The sequence below is a fragment of the Streptomyces sp. NBC_00440 genome (genome assembly GCF_036014215.1).
In the GTDB taxonomy this organism is placed as follows: Bacteria; Actinomycetota; Actinomycetes; order Streptomycetales; family Streptomycetaceae; genus Streptomyces.
Genome location: NZ_CP107921.1, coordinates 3433101 through 3453737 on the forward strand (window position 1 = coordinate 3433101; position 20637 = coordinate 3453737).

At 72.0% G+C, this 20637-nt stretch carries 18 protein-coding genes; 8 read left to right on the forward strand and 10 right to left on the reverse strand.

Annotated elements, in window-relative coordinates:
• Positions 1-67: 67 nt before the first annotated feature.
• Positions 68-982: an SDR family oxidoreductase gene (locus OHB13_RS15310; RefSeq protein ID WP_266855815.1), complete on the reverse strand. Its 915-nt coding sequence runs from the start codon at positions 980-982 to the stop codon at positions 68-70.
• A gap of 85 nt (positions 983-1067) precedes the next feature.
• Between OHB13_RS15310 and OHB13_RS15315 the strand changes: the two genes are divergently transcribed.
• Positions 1068-1994 (forward strand): cyclase family protein, encoded by a 927-nt coding sequence (locus tag OHB13_RS15315; RefSeq protein ID WP_266855813.1) that lies wholly within the window; start codon positions 1068-1070, stop codon positions 1992-1994.
• Between the two features lie 269 nt (positions 1995-2263).
• Here OHB13_RS15315 and OHB13_RS15320 read toward each other — a convergent pair whose 3' ends face one another.
• From OHB13_RS15320 to OHB13_RS15330, 3 genes are all read right to left on the reverse strand, one after another.
• The gene (locus OHB13_RS15320; protein ID WP_266855811.1) at positions 2264-2860 is read right to left on the reverse strand and encodes an ATP-binding protein; all 597 of its coding nucleotides are present in this window, start codon (positions 2858-2860) and stop codon (positions 2264-2266) included.
• Between the two features lie 444 nt (positions 2861-3304).
• Positions 3305-4186 (reverse strand): acyl-CoA dehydrogenase family protein, encoded by an 882-nt coding sequence (locus OHB13_RS15325; protein ID WP_328377484.1) that lies wholly within the window; start codon positions 4184-4186, stop codon positions 3305-3307.
• Entirely contained in the window at positions 4186-5391 is a 1206-nt protein-coding gene (locus OHB13_RS15330; RefSeq protein WP_328377485.1) for an acyl-CoA dehydrogenase family protein, read from the reverse strand. Before OHB13_RS15330 ends, OHB13_RS15325 begins: the two co-directional genes overlap by 1 nt.
• A gap of 215 nt (positions 5392-5606) precedes the next feature.
• Between OHB13_RS15330 and OHB13_RS15335 the strand changes: the two genes are divergently transcribed.
• Complete coding sequence (locus OHB13_RS15335) at positions 5607-7136, forward strand: class I adenylate-forming enzyme family protein (protein ID WP_328377486.1); 1530 nt, start codon at positions 5607-5609, stop codon at positions 7134-7136.
• An 11-nt stretch (positions 7137-7147) separates the two neighbouring features.
• Here OHB13_RS15335 and OHB13_RS15340 read toward each other — a convergent pair whose 3' ends face one another.
• A complete protein-coding gene (locus OHB13_RS15340) occupies positions 7148-7543 on the reverse strand; it encodes an STAS domain-containing protein (RefSeq protein ID WP_443062945.1) in 396 nt (131 codons plus the stop codon).
• Positions 7544-7935: 392 nt separating this feature from the next.
• On the opposite strand from OHB13_RS15340, the gene OHB13_RS15345 reads away from it, so the two are divergent.
• A complete protein-coding gene (locus tag OHB13_RS15345) occupies positions 7936-8526 on the forward strand; it encodes a sigma-70 family RNA polymerase sigma factor (protein ID WP_266855801.1) in 591 nt (196 codons plus the stop codon).
• Complete coding sequence (locus OHB13_RS15350) at positions 8523-9746, forward strand: zf-HC2 domain-containing protein (RefSeq protein WP_401602336.1); 1224 nt, start codon at positions 8523-8525, stop codon at positions 9744-9746. Before OHB13_RS15345 ends, OHB13_RS15350 begins: the two co-directional genes overlap by 4 nt.
• Positions 9747-9762: 16 nt before the next feature.
• Here OHB13_RS15350 and purU read toward each other — a convergent pair whose 3' ends face one another.
• Both purU and OHB13_RS15360 read right to left on the reverse strand, forming a co-directional pair.
• Positions 9763-10614, reverse strand: coding sequence for a formyltetrahydrofolate deformylase (purU, locus tag OHB13_RS15355; protein ID WP_266855799.1), 852 nt, complete (start codon positions 10612-10614; stop codon positions 9763-9765).
• Positions 10615-10642: 28 nt separating this feature from the next.
• Positions 10643-11089: an SCO4402 family protein gene (locus OHB13_RS15360; protein ID WP_266860982.1), complete on the reverse strand. Its 447-nt coding sequence runs from the start codon at positions 11087-11089 to the stop codon at positions 10643-10645.
• 170 nt (positions 11090-11259) lie between these two features.
• On the opposite strand from OHB13_RS15360, the gene OHB13_RS15365 reads away from it, so the two are divergent.
• Complete coding sequence (locus OHB13_RS15365; RefSeq protein WP_328377488.1) at positions 11260-12588, forward strand: ABC transporter substrate-binding protein; 1329 nt, start codon at positions 11260-11262, stop codon at positions 12586-12588.
• An 88-nt stretch (positions 12589-12676) separates the two neighbouring features.
• On the opposite strand, the gene OHB13_RS15370 is transcribed toward OHB13_RS15365, so the two are convergent.
• Both OHB13_RS15370 and OHB13_RS15375 read right to left on the reverse strand, forming a co-directional pair.
• Positions 12677-14365, reverse strand: a complete 1689-nt coding sequence (locus OHB13_RS15370; protein WP_328377489.1) for a hypothetical protein — start codon at positions 14363-14365, stop codon at positions 12677-12679.
• 412 nt (positions 14366-14777) lie between these two features.
• The gene (locus tag OHB13_RS15375) at positions 14778-16166 is read right to left on the reverse strand and encodes a transcriptional regulator (RefSeq protein ID WP_328377490.1); all 1389 of its coding nucleotides are present in this window, start codon (positions 16164-16166) and stop codon (positions 14778-14780) included.
• A gap of 316 nt (positions 16167-16482) precedes the next feature.
• On the opposite strand from OHB13_RS15375, the gene OHB13_RS15380 reads away from it, so the two are divergent.
• From OHB13_RS15380 to OHB13_RS15390, 3 genes are all read left to right on the forward strand, one after another.
• Positions 16483-17151: a bifunctional DNA primase/polymerase gene (locus OHB13_RS15380; RefSeq protein ID WP_328377491.1), complete on the forward strand. Its 669-nt coding sequence runs from the start codon at positions 16483-16485 to the stop codon at positions 17149-17151.
• Positions 17152-17327: 176 nt separating this feature from the next.
• The gene (locus OHB13_RS15385) at positions 17328-18104 is read left to right on the forward strand and encodes an ABC transporter ATP-binding protein (RefSeq protein WP_266855789.1); all 777 of its coding nucleotides are present in this window, start codon (positions 17328-17330) and stop codon (positions 18102-18104) included.
• Complete coding sequence (locus tag OHB13_RS15390) at positions 18101-19729, forward strand: transporter (RefSeq protein WP_328377492.1); 1629 nt, start codon at positions 18101-18103, stop codon at positions 19727-19729. Before OHB13_RS15385 ends, OHB13_RS15390 begins: the two co-directional genes overlap by 4 nt.
• Positions 19730-19770: 41 nt before the next feature.
• On the opposite strand, the gene OHB13_RS15395 is transcribed toward OHB13_RS15390, so the two are convergent.
• A complete protein-coding gene (locus OHB13_RS15395; RefSeq protein ID WP_266855785.1) occupies positions 19771-20637 on the reverse strand; it encodes an alpha/beta fold hydrolase in 867 nt (288 codons plus the stop codon).

A 20637-nucleotide genomic window follows, 5' to 3' on the forward strand; every position in this document is an offset into this window, starting at 1 on the left:
GGGGCCGGGACGGGCGGCCACCCGAGAACCGGGGCCGGGACGGGCGGCGCCAACTACCCACCGGCCGTCACCCATTGGGCCGCTCCTTGGCCGCCGCCGCCCGCGCCATCGCCTCCAGCTGCGCGAGCATCGGCATCGGGTCGACCCCCACCGTCCCCGGCAGGAAGTCGGCGATCCGCTCGGGTGTCCACGCCGCGCCCTCCGCGTACCCGGCGCGCAGCTCCCTCGGCTGGGCCCAGACCGCGATCTTCGGGCCCGCGATCGTGTACACCTGGCCGGTGATCTTCTCCGCGCGGGCGCGGTCGGAGAGCAGGTACGTGACGAGCGCGGCCACGTCCTCCGGTTCGCCGATCTCCTTCAGCTCCATGGGAACGTTCGCCGACATCCGGGTCCTGGCCACCGGGGCCACCGCGTTCGCCGTCACGCCGTACTTGTTGAGGCCGAGCGCGGCGCTGCGCACCAGCGAGATGATGCCGCCCTTGGCCGCGCTGTAGTTGGCCTGCGCGACGCTGCCCTGGTGGTTGCCGCTGGTGAAGCCGATCAGTGTGCCGCTGCCCTGTTTGCGCATCACGGCCGACGCCGCCCGGAAGACGGTGAAGGTGCCCTTCAGATGGGTGGCGACCACCGGGTCCCACTCCTCCTCGGACATGTTGAAGAGCATCCGCTCCCGGAGGATCCCGGCGACGCAGACGACCCCGTCGATCCGCCCGTACTGCGCCAGCGCGACATCGACGATCCGCTGTCCGCCCGCCATCGTCGAGATGTCGTCGGCGACCGCGACCGCCTGGCCGCCCGCCGCGACGATCTCCTTGACGACGGACGCCGCGACTTCGCTCTCCGGTTCACCGCCTTCGATGGGTACGCCGTAGTCGTTGACGACGACCCGGGCGCCCTCGGCCGCGGCCGCGAGGGCGACCGCCCTGCCGATGCCACGCCCCGCACCTGTCACAGCGATGACTTTGCCTGCCAAGAAGTTCCCCATGTCCGGCCCCTTCCCGCGGTTTCTGACGGTCCGTTAGATTTTACGGGTAGTCAGACAGCCGAGCACAAGACCCCCGGAGGGCCCGATGTCACTGCCGGCCGCATTCCACGACATCGCCACACGCGTGAACAACTGGGGCCGCTGGGGCGCCGACGACGAGATCGGCACCCTGAACCTCATCACCGACGAGGTCGTACGGGAGGCCGCGGCGACGGTGCGGAGCGGCCGCCGCATCCCGCTGGCGATAGCCCTGAAACAGGACGGCGTACAGACCGGGATGATCCCGGGGCGGGTGAATCCGCTGCACGCGATGGTGCAGATCAACCAGGAGCTCTTCGGTCCGGGCACGGTGGCCACCAGCGACGACATCGTGACCATGAGCCTGCAGACGGGCACCCACTGGGACGCGCTCACCCACGCGTCGCACTCCGGGAAGCTCTACAACGGCCGCCCGGCGGATTCGATCACGGCCCACGGCGGAGCGGAGTTCAGCGGGATCGGCACGGTGCGGCACATCGTGTCGCGGGGGGTGCTGCTCGACGTGGCGCGCGCCAGGGGCGTGGACCGACTGGAGAGCGACCGGGCGGTGACGCCGGAGGACCTGGAGGCGGCACAGGAACTCGCGGGGACGGAGGTGCGCGCCGGGGACATCGTGCTCGTACGGACCGGGCAGATCCAGGTGTACCTCAGCGGCGACCGGAACGGCTACACCTATCCGTCACCCGGGCTCTCGATCCGCACCCCGGAGTGGTTCCACGCCAGGGATGTGGCGGCGGTCGCCAACGACACGGTGACCTTCGAGATCTTCCCGCCCGAGAACGAGGATCTGTGGATGCCCGTACACGCCCTGCATCTGGTCGAGATGGGGATGCCGCAGGGGCAGAACTGGAATCTCGAAGAGTTGTCCACAGCCTGCGCGGAAGCGGACCGGTACAGCTTCCTGCTCTCCGCGACCCCCGAGCCCTTCACGGGCGGCACGGGGGCACCGGTCGCACCGGTGGCGCTTCTCTGAACCGAGCCCGCTCGCCCGCCCGGCCACCCCGCCGGGCCAGGGCCTGAGTTCCGGGTGGCGGCGTCACGGCAGCCGCCACCCGGAACGGCCTGGGCGCCCGCCCCTCCCTGCCCGAGAGAGGCCGGCGCCGAACGCGATCCGTACGCACCGAGATCCGAGCCCCCACACCCCCCGGCATCCTCGGCACCCCGTCCCCCGACAGGTGGACCGCTCCTGCAAGAGTGATCAGGTCACCACTCCGCGTCAACACCAGGGCAGGGCTTTGCGAGTTACACCCGAAATGTGACGGCGCGCGAGGGGTCATATGCCCCGGTCTCGCGAACAACCTCCATGCGCTCCGGCGCACTTCCGGCGATCTCGCGCACACCCCGTTCCCTCTGGCGCACGCCCCGGTCCGTCTCGCGCACACCCGCATCGCCCTCGCACGCCCCCAGTCCGGCCTCGCACCCGCCCTGATCGGCCGGACACGCACCCCTGTCGACCTCGCACCAGATGGACTTGCCGTGCCCCTCGGGCTGCCAGCCCCAACGGTCGGCGAGCCCGTCAACCAGTTCGAGACCACGGCCGTTGGTGTCCTCGCCCTCCGCGTGCCGGGGCCGGGGCGGGCAGGCGCTGGTGTCGGCCACCTCCACCCGGACCGTGCCGGCGTCGTCGGACGGGCCGAACAGCATCCGCAGCACCGCCGGACACCCGGTGTGCACCACGGCGTTGGTCACCAGTTCCGAGATCAGCAGAATCAGCGTCTCGGCGAGTGGTTCGTCAACCCTTATCCCGGATCCCACGAGCCTGGACCGCGCCCATCTGCGGGCCCGCCCCACCTCCGCGGGATCGGGTCCGACCTCCAGCTGAACCTGAAGCACCTGCACCGCTCACACCATCCGAACCGGCCGGGGGTACCCCCCAGGGCTTTCCAAGCACCGGGGGAACATCGCCTAGCGCCTCTCAGGGGTCACGGAACGTGATTCCCTTGAGAGACAGCATGGTTGACGTACAGTCACCGCAACAAGCGCTTCAGGCATATTCCAGCGCGAAGGAGTAGGCGTGGTGCATACTGTGCGACGCCTGCTGCGGACAGTCGAACGAAGGCGCCTCTCGCACCCACGTACGGTGCGAACGGCGCGCATTCCCCGGCCCGCTACCACCTCAGAGGTGCCAACGGGGCATCCGCGCAACACGGTCATTCGCATCTCACGGAGCGTACCGGAGCGCGACGCCGACTCCGGCCCGTGACGGCCCTGTCGAAGGACACAACCAGGTATCAACGCTCGGTGACACCCCGGTGACCCCAGCGGCAGGCCGCGCAGCAGCTCTCACAGCGCGGCGGCGATCAGCTCTTCGGCCTCGGCCTCGGTGATCCACTGGCCGGCCCTCACCCAGGCCCGTTTCAGATGAAGATGAACATCTGACTCCCAGGTGAATCCCATGCCGCCGTGTACCTGGATACAGTCCCGGGCGTTACGGACGGCCGCGTCGTCGGCGAGCAGCTTGGCCCCCGCGACATCGGTATCCGGCGCCCTCACGCCGTCCCCTGCCCCGGAGGTCACCGCCGCCGCGTACACCGCGACCCTGGCGAGCTCGGTCCGTACGAGCATCCGGGCGCAGAGGTGCTTGACGGCCTGGAAGGCTCCGATCGGCCGGCCGAACTGCTCCCGCTCCTTCGCGTACTGGACGGCCAGTTCGGTGGTGCGCGCCGCGCTGCCGAGCTGGAGAGCCGCCGTGAGCAGGGCGGCGGCGGGGCGGTCGGCGCGTTCGCCGGACACCCGGTGCAGCGGTGTCAGCGGGTCCACCGACCGTACGGGGCGGGCGTCGCCGGCCTCGCCCACCACCTCGTCGGCCTCCGCCAGCCACTCGACCAGCGCCCCGTCCGATGCCGCGACGACGGTCCGCCCGGTGTCGGCGCCCGGCACCGTGCCCGCCGCGAGATGCGTGGCGACCAGCGGGCCCGGCAGCAGCGCCCGCCCCGCCTCCTCGAAGACGAGAACGGCCTCGGGCAGCCCGAGCCCCACCCCGCCGTCCGCCTCGGGCAGCCGGAGCGAGAAGAGCCCGGCGTCGCCCAGCTCCCGCCACAGGGCGCGGTCGATGACGGGCCGCTCCACGGCGGCCCGCAGCTCGTCCCGGCCGAAGCGGCCGTCCAGCAGGGCGCGGAAGCCGGTACGCAGGGCCAGTTGGTCTTCGGTGAGCCGGAACTCCATCAGCGCTCCTTGGGGAGGCCGAGGATCCGCTCGGCGACGATGTTCTGCTGAATCTGCGAGGTGCCCGCGGCGATCGTGTACGAGAGGGAGGACAGCCGGTCCTGGTTCCAGGGATGCGCGAGGTCGAGGGCGTCGGGGCCCAGCACATCGGCGGCCGTCTCGTACAGCTCCTGGCGGGCCTGCGAGTAGCGGAGCTTGAAGACCGAACCGCCGATCCCCGGCACCCCGAAACCGCCCCGGCCTCCGCCGCTCCCGCTGTCCCCGCTGCTCCCGCCCTGCGACTCGCTCACGTTCCACTGGGTGAGCCGCCACAGCGCGGCGAACTCGGCGCCGAGCCGGCCCAGTCTGCGGCGCAGCGCCGGGTCGGCGTCCCAACGGCCGTTGTCCCGTGCCGTACGGGCCAGTTCGCCCAGGGTGCGGCGGCAGGCGACGACCTCGCCGACGAAGGCGGTGCCGCGCTCGAAGGAGAGGGTGACCATCGTGACGCGCCAGCCGTCGTTCTCGGCGCCGACCCGGTCGGTGACCGGGATCCGTACGTCGTCGAGGAACATCTCGGCGAACTCGGTGGACCCGGCGAGCGTCCGCAGCGGCCGTACGGTCACACCCGGGGCGTCCATCCGCATCGCGAGCCAGGTGATCCCGCGGTGTTTGGGCACCGTGTCGCTGACCGGTTCCGTACGGACGAGCAGCTCGCACCAGTCGGCGACCTCGGCGTGCGAGGTCCAGATCTTGGATCCGCTGACCACATAGTGATCGCCGTCCCGTACGGCCCTGGTCCGCAGCGACGCCAGGTCCGAACCGGCGCCGGGCTCGCTGAACCCCTGGCACCAGATCTCGTCCCCGCGCAGCACCGGCGGCAGCCAGCGCGCCCGCTGCTCCGCCGTCCCCTCGGCGGCGATGGTCGGGCCCGCGTGCAGCAGCCCGACGAAGTTCGCCCCGACGTACGGTGCCCCGGCCCGCTCCGTCTCCTCCAGGAAGATCAGGTGCTGGGTGGGGGTGGCGCCGCGCCCGCCCGCGTCGGCCGGCCAGTGCAGCCCCGCGTACCCGGCCTCGTACAGCATCCGCTGCCACGCGGTGTCGTACGCGCGCCGTCCCGGCCAGTCCAGCGGGTCCGGCGCGGGCGGCAGCGCCGGGAGGGCCTTCGCGAGCCACTCCTTCAACTGCCCGCGGAAGACCTCCTCGTCCTCCGTGTACCTGAGGTCCATCAGGGTGTCCCTTCCGGCTGTCCGGTGGCCCGATGTCCGGCAGAACAGGCATCCGACGCACATCTGATGGGCCGTCAGAATCCAGGCTAGCCCCGACCCTCTGGACCGACAAGGCGCTGGGCTCTACGCTCTCGACACGATCTGACTATCCGTCAGGTACGTCAGCCACCACCCGCCGACTACAGCTCACTCGTGAGCATGAGGGAGTTCGGGGCATGGACGAGACCGCACACGCACTGGGCGCATCCCGCACGCTGTGGGAGCTGGTCGACCGCCGCGCCGGACTGACCCCGGACCGGCCCGTGCTGCTCCAGGGCGACCGCACCCTGACCTTCGGAGAGCTGCGGGACGGCGCCGAGCGCGTCGCCGCCGGTCTGTACGGGATGGGGGTGCGGCCGGGCAGCGTGGTCGCCTGGCAGCTGCCGACCCGGATCGAGACGGTGCTGCTCTCGTTCGCCCTGGCCAGGCTCGGCGCCGTCCAGTCGCCGGTGATCCCGTTCTACCGGGACCGCGAGGTCGGCTTCGCGCTGCGCGAGTCCCGGGCGGACTTCTTCGCCGTACCGGGCACCTGGCGCGGCCATGACCACACGGCCATGGCCGAACGGCTGGGCGCCCGGGGCGTGTTCGAGGCGTACGGAACGCTCCCGGACGGCGATCCCGCCGTACTCCCGCCGCCGCCCGCCGACGGCACGGCGGTCCGGTGGATCTACTGGACGTCCGGCACCACGTCCGACCCCAAGGGCGTGCTGCACACCGACCGTTCACTGATCGCGGGCGGCTCCTGCCTGGCCCACGCCCTGCACCTCACGGCGGACGATATCGGCTCGATGGCCTTCCCCTTCGCGCACATCGGCGGCCCGGACTACACGGTGATGCTGCTCCTGTACGGCTTCCCGGCCGTGCTGTTCGAGCACTTCGCGATGGACACGGCGCTGCCCGAGTACCGCAGGCACGGGGTGACGGTCGCGGGCGGCTCCACCGCGTTCTACTCGATGTTCCTCACCGAGCAGCGCAAGACGCCGGGACAGCGGCTGGTCCCCACCCTGCGGCTGCTGGCCGGCGGCGGTGCGCCGAAGCCGCCGGAGATCTACCACGCGGTGGTACGGGAGATGGGCGTCCAGCTCACCCATGGCTACGGCATGACCGAAGTTCCCATGATCACCATGGGCGCCCCCGACGACACGGCCGAGAACCTCGCCACCACGGAGGGCCGTCCACCGGCCGGGATGGAGATCCGCATCGTGGACCCGGAGGGCAAGCCGGTGCCCGCAGGGGTCGACGGCGAGGTGCGGCTGCGCGGCGAGGCGGTCTGCCAGGGGTACGCGGACCCGGGCCAGGCGGCGGGCGTCTTCGACGCCGAGGGCTTCCTGGTCACCGGCGATGTCGGCCACCTCAGGGAGACCGGCCATCTGGTGCTGACCGGGCGGATGAAGGACATCATCATCCGCAAGGGCGAGAACATTTCGGCCAAGGAGATCGAGGACCTGCTGCACCAGCATCCGGCGGTCGCCGACGCCGCGGTCATCGGCCTCCCGGACCAGGAGCGCGGCGAGCGGGTGTGCGCGGTGATCGAGCGGCGGCCCGGCACCGACGACCTCACGCCGGCCGCCATGTCGGCGTTCCTGCGCGGCGAGGGCCTCTCCGTACACAAGCTGCCGGAACAGCTGGAGGTGGTGGACGCCCTGCCGCGCAACGACGCGCTGCGGAAGGTACTCAAGTACAAGCTGCGGGAGTTGTACGGCTGAGGGGACAGGACCTAGGCCGAGATCGGCTGCGCGTCGTCCGCCGTGGCGTCGTACACGTCCGCGTACACCTCGAAGAGCCGCCGGACGCCCAGCGCTGCCAGCACCTTGTTCACGTGTGCGGCGCCGCCCTGGCCCGACATGCCTTCCACTCCGCCGCTGCCCGGCAGGATCAGCCGCAGCCGGCCCTGGCAGGAGCGCATCAGTCTGCGGGCCGCGATCAGGACGCCGACTCCGCTCGAATCGCAGAACACCACGTCCGACAGGTCGAGCACCACGTCGTGACAGCCGACAGCCACCGCGTCATGGACCCGCTGCCGGACCTCGGGGGAACTCACCAGGTCCATTTCGCCCGATATGCGCAAGACGAGCCATGCACCGCGTTCGGCTTCGATCACGTTCAGCATCACGGGACTGGACCTCTCCGCTGTCGGTCTGCCGGTCCGGAAGATCCGGAAGTTTGCGTTCCACACGGGCGGCTGCCCCAGCGATCCCTCATGAAACACCGTCCCCACCATAAACACCCGGACGATTTCGCACAGAAAAGATCAGATCAGAGATCACATCGGCCGGATCAGCAGCGTGAAGCCAAGTGCCGAACCGAGCGCCGGACCTGGCGCCGAACCGAGCGCCGGACCTGGCGCCGAACCGAGCGCCGGACCTGGCGCCGAACCGAGCGCCGGACCTGGCACCGCTCTACCACCCCCAACCCCTCCGCGACCGCACTTGGTGCAAACAGGCGCACTCGGCAGGCCCTGCGGTTACTGTCGAAAGGTACGAGGGGCAGATGTTTGGGGGACTCATGCCGAAGGACGCACCACCCCGCTGGGACCGCAGGATGCAGCAGCGGCTCGCGCGGGGTGAGGCAGCCGCGCTCGGCGAGCTGTACGACCGGTTCGCCTCCCTCGTGCACAGCCTGGCCCACCGGGTGCTGGACGACGACGACGCGGCCGACCGCATCACCCGTGAGGTCTTCGTGCACGTCTGGGAGAACCCGGAGGAGTACGAGCCGAAGCACGGTTCCATGCGGTCCTGGGTGGCCACACTCGCCCACCGCCAGGCCGTCAAGCGGCTGCGCCAGGCCGAGACGGCGTCCCTCGCCGCCCGGGGTGAATCCACCACGGAGGAGACGGAAGAGCTGGAGCAGAAGGTGCGCAAGGCATCGGCGGCCGCCCGCGCCGACTACATCGTGACCTCCATGCCCGCACCGCTGCGCGCCGCGCTGGAGCTCGCGTACTTCCAGCGCAGGGACTACCGGCAGACCGCGGCCGACCTCGGAGTCACCGAGGACGAGGCCCGGCGGCGGCTCCGGCTCGGGCTCCAGCTGCTCTCCACGGCCAACACCCGGCCCGCCGAAGGGGCCTCTCCGCCCGGATACGGCCGTGCCCTGTGACGGGGGCCGCCGGGGAGCCGGCCGGCTGCCCCGATGAGGACTTTCCGGCGCGGATACCGGGACCGCGCGAGGCCGCCGACGACCTGGCCTTCCTTCCGGCGCCGCCGGTGAAGCTCTCGCACAAGGTCCTGAAGTCGCTGCTCGGCGCCTGGGCGCTGTCGGCCTGCTCCCCCGAGGAGACCGAGGCGGTCGAGGACCACCTCACCGACTGCGCGCCCTGTGCGGACGAGGCGCTGCGGCTGCGGGACGCCGTGGCGCTCCTGCACACCGAGCGGAACCTCGACCTGGACCCGCTGCTGCGGTCCCGGGTCCTCCAGGGCTGCCTGGGCCGCAGGCCGGCCCGGATCCCGGTCCCGGAGTGGGCGGCGCCGTACGACGCGGAGACCGCCAGGCTGGACTCCCTGCTGAACGACTTCGGCCACGCCGAGTGGCACGCCCCGGTACGGCTGAAGTGGTACGAGGAGGAGCACGCCACCTCCCAGCGGACGACCGTCGCCGGCGTCATCGGGCATCTGCTGACCGTCGACGGCCTGGTCTCGACCGCGCTCGGCCTCGACGACGGGCTGGACGGCATCCTGGGCAGCGAGCCGCCGTCCTCCCCCACGGAGCGCACCCGGCAGTACTGGCGGGCGCTCGCCGCTCCCCCGGGCCGTACGATCCGCGAGCCGTGGCGCGACCAGAGCCACACCCTGATCCGTACGGTCTCCTTCGCGGGCCAGGACGTCCCGGAGATCTCCGTACCGTACGGGGATTTCAGCCTGGCGCTGCGGGACTCACTCCTGGACCGGGCCTTCGAGTGCTGGGTGCACGCCGGGGACATCGCGGACGCCGTGGACTATCCGTACGACCCGCCGACCTCGGCCCATCTCCACCTCATGATCGACCTGGCGGCCCGGACGCTGCCCGCCACGCTGGCGGGCCGCCGCCGCTCCGGACTGGCGAGCACGGCCCGCGGACCGGTGCCGGAAGGCCCGCCGGGCCGTTCGCTGCGGCTGGAGATCGAGGGCGCGGGCGGCGGCGACTGGTACATCTCACTGGACTCGCCGGCCGTGCAGGGCTCACCGGACCACACGGTGGCACATGTCGCCCTGGACGGCGTGGAGTTCTGCCAGCTGGCGGCGGGGCACGTGGAGCCGGAGGAGGCGGTCGCCGGACAGGAGGGCGACCGCGAGGCGATCCGGGACGTGCTGTTCGCCGCGGCGTCGCTCAGCCGGATGTAACGGCGCTCCCGAGCGCCTACGTGAACACCACCGTGCGGCGCCCGTTCAGCAGGATCCGGTGCTCCGCATGCCACTTCACCGCCCGCGCGAGCGCCTGGCACTCCACGTCGCGCCCGATCGCGACCAGCTGGTCGGGGGTGACCTCGTGGCCCACCCGCTCGACCTCCTGCTCGATGATCGGGCCCTCGTCGAGGTCGGCCGTCACATAGTGCGCCGTCGCCCCGATCACCTTCACGCCCCGTGCGTGCGCCTGGTGGTACGGCTTCGCGCCCTTGAAGCTCGGCAGGAAGGAGTGGTGGATGTTGATGATCCGGCCGTTCAGCGCCTTGCAGAGGTCGTCGGAGATGACCTGCATATAGCGGGCGAGCACCACCAGCTCGACGTTCTCCCTGCGGACCAGGTCGAGCAGTTCGGCCTCGGCCGCCGCCTTGTTGTCCTTGGTCACCGGGATGTGGTGGAAGGGGATGCCGTACGACCCGGCCAGTTCGGCGAAGTCCGGGTGGTTGGAGACCACGGCGGCGATCTCGACCGGGAGCGCGCCCGTACGGGACCGGAAGAGCAGGTCGTTCAGGCAGTGGCCGAACTTGCTGACCATCAGGACGATCCGCATCCGGTCCTCGGCGCGGTGCAGCTGCCAGTCCATGTCGAAGGCGTCACCGACGGCGGCGAAGCTCGCGCGCAGCTTCTCCAGGGACACCGGCTGCTCGGCTGCGAAGTGCACCCGCATGAAGAAGAGGCCGGTGTCCCGGTCCCCGAACTGCTGGCTGTCCTCGATGTTGCACCCCGTGATGAACAGATAGCTCGACACGGCATGAACAATGCCCTGTTTGTCCGGGCAGGAGAGCGTGAGGACGTACTGGTCGGTCATGACAGCAGGGTGCCACAACCGTCCGCGGTCAGGCGGCCCTGGTCACGATGCGGAGCACTTCCAGGGTGCGCGGTGCCACATCCGGGTCGTCGCCGTCGGCGGCCGCCAGCCGGACATGGGCCTCGCGCGCGGCCCGTACCGCCTCCGGCCAGCCGTGGTGCTCCATATAGACCGATACGGGAGCATCTGCCCCGACTTGGTGCATGATGCGCAGCACACGGAGCACGGCCACGTCCACGAGCGCGGCCTCCCCGGAGTCCCGGAAGACCGTCCCGACGTACTTCTCGGCGGACCAGTTGTCGAGCCAGGTGTCCTCGACCAGCCGGTACACGGCGTCGGTGATGTCCCCGTACTCCGCACGGCCCGCCAGCCAGCACTCCTGGTGGAAGGCCGGATCGGAGAGCATATGCAGCGCGGAGCGCACATTGGCGCGCCAGCGCCACCACGGCATGTCAGTCAACGGCATGCCGTCCATGGTGGTGGAGCGACGGCCGCGGCGGGAAGCGTTCGGGGAACCTTGCACGATTTCGATCGTACGTTCCCGCCGGACGGAGTCTGCCGGACCCCCGTAATTCACCCTGCCGTCACCCAGCGTTGAGGACGCACCACCGCCGCGTTACCCGCGGGGCGGCAGGGTTCCTGACCATGACCGGTTGGCGACGTTCCCTCACCGTCCTCGCGCTCTGCACAGCCGTCGGGGCCTCCTCATCGCTGGTCGCCGGCTGCGGGTCACTGCCCGGGGAGCAGAGCGGGTCCCGGGGCACCGTCACCGTCATGACCTGGGCCCCCGAGTCCACCCGGGCGACCAATATGCCGGGAATGCCCGCCATGGCCGCCACCTATGCCCGCTGGGTCAACGCCAGGGGCGGTATCGACGGCCACCGGCTCCGCGTCCTCACCTGCAACGACCACAACGACCTGATCGGCGCCGGGAACTGCGCCGAGCGGGCGGTCAAGGAGGGCGTGGTCGCGGTCGTCGGCTCGTACAGCGTCTACGGGCAGTCGTTCATGCCGCCGCTCGAAGCGGCCGGCATCCCGTACATCGGCGGATACGGCGTCTCCAGCGAGGAGTTCAACTCCGCGCTCTCCTACCCGGTCAACGGCGGCCAGGCGGCCCTGCTCGCGGGCAGCGGGCGGCAGCTCGCCCGGGACTGCGAACGGGTCGCGCTGGTCAGGCCCGAGACCGTCGACGGCGACGAGCTGCCGATCCTCCTCAACGCCGGTCTCGGCGAGGGCGGCCGGGGCCCGGCGACCGACATCCCGACCACCGAGGACGCCAGTGAGTACGGCGTGCAGGCCGCCGCGGCGCTCAGGGCCGTGGGTCCGGGGACGGAGGCGCCGGGCGCGCTGTCCTCCGGCAGTGGGAACGGCGGCGGCACGGGGTGCGTGAGTGCGGTGCTCGGTGACCGTACGCAGACGTTCGTCGACTCGTTCCGGCGGCAGGAGGGGGCCGGCCTGCCGGAGGGGCCGGGCCGGCAGGTGCGGATCACCTCGGTGCTGGGCAGCGTCGGGCAGGGTCTGGTCGACAGCACGGGCGGCAAGGACGGCCCGTACGAGGGCGCGTACGTCACCGGCTGGTACCCGGTGGCGGGAGATCCGCGCTGGCGGCCGATGCGTGACGTGATCGACACGTACGCCTTCAACGACAACAGGATCGATCCGGCCGACGCCGGCGTGGAGACCACCTGGATCGCGTACACCGCGCTGAAGGAGGTCATCGAGTCGCTCGGCAAGGACCACATCACGGCGGACGACCTGACCCGGACGCTCGACGGCGGGCTCGCCGTACGGACCGGCGGGCTCACCCCCACCCTGCGGTGGCGCTTCCAGGACATGCTGGCGTCGCGGGACTTCCCCCGGCTGGTGAACCACCGGGTGACCTACCAAGTGGTGCGCGGGGGGCGGCTGGTGGCGCTGCGGAAGGGTGCGGTGGATGTGGGGCCGACGCTGGAGAAGGCGTCACGGTCGGAGTGAGACAGCTGGGCGGCGGCAGGGCTGCCTTGCGGCTGCCGCCCGGCCACCTCCCTGGCGTCTCCCGCCGTCTCCCGCCGTCTCCCGGCCGTCAGAGCTGGTCGCCCCTGCGCTGTGTCAGGTGGTACTTGTCCGCGATGGCGTTCCACAAGGTCGACGCCTCCTTCTTCGCCGCGGTGGCCTGGCCGCTGGCCGCGTCCCCGCGGCCGGCCGCCGCAGTCCGCTTGGCGTGGCCGTGCTTGCACTCCTTCTTGCCGTTGGCCGCGACAGCGTGGGCCCAGGCCGCGTACTGCTCGTCGGCGGTCGCCGAGGCGTTCCACGCCGTGGTCAGCGCGGACGTCAGCTTGGCGTGGTCCGGCAGCTTGTCGACCGAGAGCGTGCCGAGCTTGGTCACCAGATCGTGGCGCTGCTTGGCCGCGCCGCGCAGGTCCGACGCCGCCTTCGGCAGGTTCTGGCAGGAGCGGATGCTGCCGACCGCCGCGATCACCGCCGAGCGGCTGTTGTTGCTGTCGGCGAGCAGCTTGTCGAGCGCCACGGCCTGCGGCTGAGCGGGGTCCGCCTTCGCCGCCTCGGGCGCCGTCGAACCGGCGGTCGATGTGGCGCCCGCGGGCTGCTGGTCGTCCTTCTTGTCGGATCCGCCCCCGCTGAGCAGCGCGCCGGCGCCGAGGCCGATGACGGCGCAGCCGACGACGACAGCGGCGATGACCGGCGTACGGGACTTGCGCCGGGATGCCCCCGCGCCGGCCCGGGAGACCGGCTCCGGGGCGTACTGCGGCGGCTGCGCGCCGGGTTGCTGCGGCCGGCCGTACGGGTCGTTGCCGGGCGGGGCGTTGTGCGGGGCGCCGCCGCCGTACGGGGGGTTGCCGTAGGGGGGCTGCGAGTCGAAGCGCGGCAACTGCTGCGTCTCACCGGCAGCTTGCGGCCCGGCCGCGTTGTCCGTACGGAAGAGGTTGTCGAACTCGGCGGGCGGCTGCCGGTCCTCCGGGGCGCCGGGTCTGATGCCGTACGGAGCACCGGAGGGCGCGGGCGGGACCGGCGGCAGGAACTGCGTGGGGTCCGCGTCGGACCCGGGGGCGGCCGGGGCGGCCCCGGACTGCTGGTGGTAGCCCAGGTACTGGGTGGACTCCGCCTGGTTCTCGGGCTGCGCGGGGATGGGGGCGATGAACTGCGTCGCGTCGCTGTCGCCCGCGCCCGGAACGGCCTCGGGGGGCAACGGCTGTGCGAACGAAGGGGTTTGCGATGAACCGGGTGCACCGTGTGCGGGGTGGTGCACGGAGTTCTGCGGCGGCATCTGCTGCGGCATCTGCGCCGGGGGCTGTGCCAGGTTCTGCGGCTGCCCGTGCGACGGATACTGCTGTGCCTGCGGGGCGGGCGCGCCGTGCTGCGGGAGCCGGTGTCCGCCCCCGGACGGCTGCGCGGCGGGGGGCAGCGGCTGCGCCGCGGGCGGCTGCTGCTGGTACGGCAACTGCTGCGGCGGCATGGGCTGCTGGAACTGCTGCTGGTGCGGTTGCTGCTGCTGCGGCTGCTGCTGATACGGCTGCGGAAGCTGCTGCTGGTGCGGCTGCTGCGGTATGTGCGGAGGCTGCTGCTGGGGCGGCTGGGGCCCGCCGTCCTGCGGCCCCCAGGGCTGGCCCCACGGCTGGCCACCTGCCGGGATCGTGTGCTCGCCCGCGACTTCCGGGATCCACGGACCACTCCCGTCGGACGGCAGTACGACACCTTCGTGCGCGCGCCGCACAGCAGGAAGCTGCGGCTCGTCGCCCTGTCCGTTCTGCGTCACCGGGACTCCTACTACATGTGGACCTACGGAATCGTCGGTTCACGCTACCGGGTGAACGGACGCGTCTGCCACGGGGCGGCGGATGGGGGTGTGCGATGTAACACATGTGGGGTGCCCGGCGCTGTTCTTGGGGCGTCGGAGGTACACGTACGGGGCCGGGTGGCTTGTTCTCGCCCCTCCCGCCCCTGCCCGTACGCGGGTCTCCACAGCCCGCGCACAGGACACGGACGGACACGGTCGGGCAGGGGCGGGGCAGGGACGGGGACTGCGGGACGCGGGACGCGGGACGCGGGACGCGGGACGCGGGGACAGTACGGGCCGGCGCGCACCTTCCCCTTCCTGGGCACCGGCCGGCCCGTACCACCCCTCCTTTCCTTCCTCCAGCGCCCGACTTCCACCAGCGCCTGAGCCACTACGCCGCCAGGATGTCCATCCGCGCACCCAGCTCCCGGACCGCCGTCTCCTCCCCGAACGGCTCCAACCGCCCCCGCAGATCGTCCAGATAGTCCGCCCCCCGGCCCGACCGCACCGTGCCCAGCAGCTCCACCGCGCGGGTCCCCGTCCGGCAGGCCTGTTCCACCTCTCGTTGCTGGAGCTGCGCCGTGGCCAGCAGGACCAGACCGATCCCCCGGCGCCGGGCCTTCGTCTCCGGAAGGCCCGCCAGGGCCTCCTCGGCGCGGCTCGCGCCCGCCGCGCCCTGGCCCAGGTCGCGGTGACAGTGCGCCAGTTCGTCCGCGAGATACGCGCCGTCGAAGTGGGCGATCCACTCCGGGTCGTCGCCCGCGTCCGTACCGGACTCCGCGCGGTCCATCGCCGCCAGGGCCCGGCCCGCCACCGCCTCCGTGGCCCGTGCGTCGCCCATCAGTGCATGGCCGCGCGCCTCCGCCGCGTAGAACATCGACTCGGCGCGCGGCGTGACCCGCCCGCGCGCGCCCTCCTGGGCCGCCCGCGCGAGCTGCGCGATCTCTCGCGGGGTGCCCAGCTCAGCGGCGAGATGGCTCATCGAGGCGGCCAGCACATAGCCCCCGTAGCCGCGGTCGCCCGCCGCCTGGGCCAGCCGCAGGGCCTGGATGTAGTAGCGCTGGGCGAGTCCTGGCTGACCGGTGTCGACCGCCATGTACCCGGCGAGTTCGGTCAGCCTGGCGACGGCGGCGAACAGCTCGCGGCCCACCCCGTCACGGTACGAACCGGCCAGCAGCCCGGACACCACGCTGTTCAGGTAGTGGACGACGATCGGCCGGACATGGCCGCTGCCGAACCGGTGGTCCAGCTCGGTGAGCGCGGCGGTCGTCGCCCGTACGGCCTGGACGTCGGACGGCCCGACCCGCGCCCCGGCGGCCCGCGCCACCTGCGCGTCCGCTCCGGTGATCAGCCAGTCGCGGCTGGGCTCGACCAGCGCGGACGCGGCGACCGTGGATCCGGAGAGGAAGTCACGGCGCCCCACATCGCTGCGCCACAGCTCGCAGACCTGCTCGATGGCGCCGAGCACGGTCGGCGAGAACTGCAACCCGACCCCGGAGGCCAGGTTCTTCCCATCGGCCATCCCGATCTCGTCGATCGTGACCGTACGGCTGAGTTTGCGGCCCAGCGCCTCGGCGATGATGCCCGGCGCCCGGCCACGCGGCTGCTGCCCGCGCAGCCATCGCGCGACGGACGTCTTGTCGTAGCGGAGGTCGACACCGCGCTCCGCCCCCACCATGTTCACGCGACGGGCCAGGCCGGCGTTGGAACAGCCGGCTTCCTGGATGAGTGCCTGCAGCCGTTCGTTGGGCTGACGGGCGACGAGAGGCCTGGCGGCCATGAATACCCCCTGAGACGTGCGGCGATCACTGATCCGGTCGGGTCGATCACTGCCCGGGAAATGTCGGGAAAATGCGGTGAAAGATGGGAGTAATCCCGGCATTCTCCTGGGCCGTGTCCACAGAGCCGCGTGTCGCCCGGAGGGCAGCGGCTCCGTGGACACGGCCCAGGCCCCGCTGAGGAATACCCGCTCCAGGGGGTGCATTCGCCTGCGCGCCCCCGCCCATGCCTCCATGCGCCCCGTATGCCGTCAACCCGCCCCTCTCCCCGGCGTGTTGACCCCGTAACCCCAGGTGGCGGCGGGAGTTGAGCTGTTCGTGAAAGAGACCACCACGGGCACGCAGGCCGCACAGATCCCCAGGCAGCGCACAGAACTGCTGCTGGACAGCGCCGTACGGTACGCGGAGGAGCGGCACTGGGACGTGCTCCCCGGCACCTGGCTGGAGGCGAGGGAGGACGTCGAGCGGTGCTCCTGCGGGGACAACGCGTGCTTCGCGCCCGGCGCACACCCCACGCGCCCCGACTGGGCGGCCGAGGCCACCGGCAGCGCCACAGCCGCCCGCGCCCTGTGGTCCAAGCAGCCGCAGGCCTCGATCCTGTTGCCGACCGGGCGGACCTTCGACGCCATCGACGTCCCCGAGACCGCGGGCTTCCTCGCGCTGGCCCGGATGGAGCGGCTGGACGTCACGCTCGGCCCGGTGACCCGCACGCCCCACCGCCGGATGCTCTTCTTCGTACTGCCGGGCGCCGGGGCCAAAGTGCCCGATCTGGTACGGAGGCTGGGGTGGGCGCCGTCCACGATCGATCTGGCGGTGCGCGGCGAGGGGGACTACGTCGCGGCGCCGCCCACCCGGGTCGGGGCCGCGGGGGCGGTGCAGTGGGCGCGGCGGCCGACAGCCGCCAACCGCTGGCTGCCCGACGCGGACGAGCTGACCGGCCCTCTCGCGTACGCCTGCGGCCAGGAAACCCGGGACGGACGCCGGTAGGCAGGCAGTCCGATGGGGGCAGCAGCCGGTACCGCCCGCCGATAGCCGCCGGCCGGTGGCGAGATGGATCCGGTGGGCGGGCGGCCGGGCACCGGGTCCCGGTGCGGGGCCCGGCCGGGCGGCGTCGACCGTAGGGTGGTGGGCGCAAGAGCTGGGACTCCGAAAGGCGCTGCACCATGCCGGACCAGGCAGCCGTACGGGTAAAGGGACTGTGGAAGCGGTTCGGGGAGCAGATCGCGGTCGCCGGGATCGATCTCGATCTGCCCGCAGGCCAGTTCATCGGCCTGGTCGGCCCCAACGGCGCGGGCAAGACCACCACCCTCTCCATGGTGACGGGCCTGCTCAGGCCCGACCAGGGCACCGTCGAAGTTGCGGGCCACGACGTCTGGCAGGATCCCGTCGCGGTCAAGTCGCGGATCGGCGTACTGCCGGAGGGGCTGCGGCTGTTCGAGCGGCTGTCGGGGCGTGAACTCCTCGCGTACAGCGGACGGCTGCGCGGACTGCCCGGCCCCGAGGTCGACAAACGGGCCACCCAGCTCCTGGACGTACTCGACCTGGCAGGCGCCCAGCACAAGCTGGTGGTCGACTACTCGACCGGGATGCGCAAGAAGATCGGGCTGGCCGCCGCGCTGCTGCACAACCCCGAAGTGCTCTTCCTGGACGAGCCGTTCGAGGGCGTCGACCCGGTCTCCGCGCAGACGATCCGCGGCGTGCTGGAGCGCTACACCCACTCCGGCGCGACGGTCGTCTTCTCCAGCCACGTGATGGAGCTGGTCGAGTCGCTCTGCGACTGGGTGGCGGTGATGGCGGGCGGCCGGATCCGCGCGCAGGGCCCGCTCGCCGAGGTACGCGGAACCGCACCCTCCCTCCAGGAGGCGTTCCTCGAACTGGTCGGCGCGCAGGGCAGGCACGCCGGGGAGAGTCTCGACTGGCTGGGCGGGAGCCCGCGATGACCGCGACGACCGCCGCCGCCCCGGACACCCGGCTGCCCGCCCCCTCCCTCACCTCCGTCTTCATCCGGCTGAAGCTCTCCCTGCTCCGCAACGGCCTGCGCCAGTCGTCGGGCCGCAGGGCCGCGTACATCGCGTCGGTCGCCGTCTCCCTGTTCTTCGCGGCGCTGCTGCTCCTCGGCCTCGTCCTGCTGCACGGCCACGCGCACGCGGGCACCCTGACCGTCATCCTCACGCTCGTCCTCGCGGTGGGGTGGGCGGCGATGCCGCTGTTCTTCCCCGGCGGGGACGAGACGCTGGACCCGAGCCGTCTGGTGATGCTGCCGCTGCGCCCGGAACCGCTCGTACGGGCCCTGCTGGCCGCTTCGCTGGTGGGCATCGGACCGCTGTTCACGCTCTGTCTGGCGGCCGGTTCCGCCTTCGCCGTGGCGACGAACGCGGCGGCAGCGGTGGCCGCCGTCATCGCCGTTCCGCTGACCGTGCTGGTCTGTGTGGCGCTGGCGCGGGCGGTGGCCGCGGCCAACGTCCGGCTGCTCACCTCGCGCAAGGGCCGCGACCTCGCCGTACTGAGCGGTCTGGTGATCGCCATCGGCATTCAGGCGGTCAACTTCGGCGCCCAGCGGCTCGGCAGGGCCGGCGGGCTTTCCGCGCTCGACCCGACCGGGGACGTGGTGCGGTGGCTGCCGCCGGCCTCCGCGATCGGCGCCGTCGACTCGGCGAGCGCCGGCTCGTACGGAGCGGCCGTGGCCCAACTCGCCATCGCCGCCGCCTTCCTGGTGATCATGCTCAGCGCCTGGCGGCGCACCCTGGTCCGGCTGATGACCTCGCCGGACGGCTCGACACTCGCGGCGGCCGGGCCGAACCGTAAGGAGTCGGCGGGGGGCTTCTCGCGGCTGCTGCCCGAGGGCCGTACGGGCACGGTGATGCTCCGGACCCTGCGCTACATCTGGCGCGACCCGAAGACCAAGGCCGCCTGGATCGCCTCGCTCGCGATCGGGCTGATCGTGCCGCTGCTCAACGCGGTGCAGGGCAGCGGTTCCATCTACTTCTCGTGCTTCGCCGCGGGGATGCTCGGCATCCAGATGTACAACCAGTTCGGCCAGGACACCTCGGCGTTCTGGATGGTCGCGCAGACCATCTCGTCGCCCCGGGACGCGTTCGCCGAACTGCGGTCGCGCGCCCTGGCGCTCGCCCTGATCACCGTCCCGTACACCGCGCTGGTCACGGTGGTCACCGCCGGGCTGCTCGGCGACTGGGGCGCACTGCCCGAGGCCATGGGGCTGGCGTTCGCCCTGCTCGGCGCGATGCTGGGGACGGGCGCCGTGACCTCGGCCCGCTTCCCGTACTCGATCCCGCAGGACAACGCCCACAAGAACGTCGCCCCGGGGCAGGCGGGGCTCGCCTGGATCTCGATCTTCGGCGGCATGGTCTCGGCGGCGCTGCTCTGCTCGCCGGTGATCGCCCTGCTGATCGCCCTGCATGTCACGGGCCATGAGCCGTATCTGTGGATCCTGCTGCCGCTGGGCGCGGTGTACGGGGCGGCGGCGGCCTGGGCCGGCCTGCGGGCGGCCGCACCCCAGGCGGCCGGCCGGCTGCCGGAGATCCTGCTGGCGGTCAGCAAGGGGTGAGCTGTGAGGCAGGGAGGAGCCGGCCTCCACCGCGCCCCTCGCTACTGCGCGAGCACCGCGTCCAGGAACGGTTCTATCGCCGCGCGCCACGCCTCGGGCTGGTCGTAGTGGATCAGATGGGCCGCGTCGGCCACTTCCGCGTACTCACCGCGGGGCAGCACCCGGACCATCTCCTGCGACTCCGCCCGGCCCAGCTCGCCGTCCAGACCGCGGACCACCAGCGCCGGGCACTGCACCTGCGCCAGCTCCTCCCAGTGCGCGTCGAAGACCCAGGTCTCGCGGGACCTCAGCATCTGGCGGCGGGAGAAGACCGGCCGCCAGCCGTCGGCGCTCTCCGCCATCACCTCGGCGAAGAACTCACCCCGGGACGGATTCGGGCGCTCCACCCACGGGTCGTCCTCGCCGAACCACTTCCGTACGTCGGCGAGCGTCGCGAAGGGGACGGGCCAGGACGTGAACCAGTCCTCCCATTCGCGCTGGGAGGCTATCCCCAGGGCGGAGGCCCGCATGTCGCAGATGATCACGGCCCGGACCAGGTCCGGCCGTTTGGCCGCGAGCTGCCAGGCAGTGAGGGCGCCCATCGAGTGGCCGATGAGCGTAACGGGAGCGAGGTCCAGCTGAATGATCGCGGCCTCCGCGTCGGCCACGTAGGCATCCCGGGTGTACGGGCCTTCGGCGGGCTTGTCGCTACGGCCGTGGCCGCGCTGGTCGAGGGCGACCGCGCGGTGCCGCTCGGAGAGCCAGCGGGCGGTGGAGGCCCAGTGCGAGGCGCGGCCCATCAGCCCGTGCAGCAGTAAGACGCCGGGCAGGCGCTCGGCGTCCCCGTCGGTCTCCTTGGGCGGGTCGCCGAACTCCCAGGCAGCAAGGCGTACGCCGTCGGGTCCGGTCACGTCGATGCGTTGCACCAT